3 protein-coding genes are annotated in these 1474 nt (G+C 44.4%); all 3 read left to right on the top strand.

Going from position 1 to position 1474, the window contains the following annotated elements:
• Window positions 1-273 (top strand): DsbA family protein (locus HT737_RS30105; protein WP_182404641.1); only part of this gene is annotated, 273 nt, incomplete at its 5' end.
• Between the two features lie 98 nt (window positions 274-371).
• The gene (locus HT737_RS32210; RefSeq protein ID WP_306287324.1) at window positions 372-845 is read left to right on the top strand and encodes a low temperature requirement protein A; all 474 of its coding nucleotides are present in this window, start codon (window positions 372-374) and stop codon (window positions 843-845) included.
• A gap of 7 nt (window positions 846-852) precedes the next feature.
• The gene (locus HT737_RS32205) at window positions 853-1473 is read left to right on the top strand and encodes a low temperature requirement protein A (protein ID WP_306287323.1); all 621 of its coding nucleotides are present in this window, start codon (window positions 853-855) and stop codon (window positions 1471-1473) included.
• Window position 1474: the final 1 nt, after the last annotated feature.

The following is a 1474-nucleotide window of genomic DNA, read 5'->3' as shown; positions in this document are numbered from 1 at the left end:
GACGAATTGTATGAAAATCAGGATCGATTGGGTCTGCCGCTGTATCGCGCCATTGTTCTCAAACACGGCCTTTCCAGGGAGGAATTCGATCTTGCAATGCAAGAGGATACTTACATTCCCAAAATACAAGCCGATTTCAATGGCGGTGTACGCAGCGGCGTGAATGGCACCCCAGCGTTTTACATTGACGGGATTCGCTATGACGGAGTTCCAGAGTTCATCGGGATGAGTCAGATGATTGAGCTTTTGTTAGTGCGTGGACGAAATCGCTAGAGAGCCAAATCGGCTTGGCATCACCCACATCGGAGCCGAGGAAAAACCAACGTTAGCTTCCTTTTACATTAAAGAGGTGGACACGGAGCCGGCAACTAATGAAATCTTTGAAGTATTATGAAAAAAATCGACACGCAACATGGTTGGAGTTGTTTTTTGACCTGACTTTCGTTGTTACGATAGGCCAGGTTACGCACACTCTCGGACATGTTCATGAAGGCCACTTTGAACATAAGCAACTATGGACATTCTTACTGCTTTTTGTACCGTTGTGGTGGATCTGGTCCAGTCACACGATTTACTCCAACAGGTTTGATACAGACAGTAATCTTCACCGTTTGGCAACATTATTCATAATGCTCCTGCTCATTGTGCTATCGGCACGGATCGGGGAAGGCCTGGAAGTGAACTACCCGCTTATTATTGCCTGCTATTTTGGTATACGTGCGATCATCAGTGTCATGTATATTTCGTCCATTAGTAAACTCGATTCTCGCGGAGAACTTTCCTCAAAGCTCGGCTTCGCCCTATTAGTTAGCGCAGTTATTAGTCTTTCATCCGTTACTTTTTGACCCGCCCTTGCGTTACCTTGTTGCTTATATTGGGATTGTTCTTGATATTCTGTTTCCTGTACTTTTCTGGACTAAATTAAAACCGTTGCCAGCACACACGGAACACTTGGTTGAGCGCATAGGCCTACTCACCCTAATCTTATTGGGGGAGTCAATTATTAGCCTTTCCGGAGGCTTATCTAACATTCAATGGGGTTATTATAGTGTGATGGCGGCCATCACCGGATTTATCATGATTTGCAGTATCTGGTGGATCTATTTTGATAGTTTTTACTTATTGAACAAACATCAAAGCAGCATGAGTGGGCACGCCTTGATCTACTCGCACCTTTTTCTTTTTATGGGGCTGGCACTCCTGGCAAATTTGATCAGGCATGCGATCCTGAATGACATTGCGATGCGCGATTTCCAGATTATGTCGATAACCGGCATGGTCTTGTTTTTCCTGGGGAAGCAATATGGCTATTTCATAGCTGTGAGTCGAATAAGGAAATACATACTGCAAAACACCTTGATCGTGTTTTCTTTAGGTGGGTTAGTTATATTTCTACCGCGTGTCGAGTACATATTGGTCGGCTTGACAGTCACCATGATCTGTTATGTTCTCCTGAATTTCAGATATCGTTGAG

This window comes from Pseudomonas sp. MD195_PC81_125 (assembly GCF_014060985.1).
Taxonomy (GTDB): domain Bacteria; phylum Pseudomonadota; class Gammaproteobacteria; order Pseudomonadales; family Pseudomonadaceae; genus Aquipseudomonas; species Aquipseudomonas parakoreensis.
Note: the sequence above shows the minus strand (reverse complement) of the source record. Positions and strands in the feature narration are given on the sequence as shown.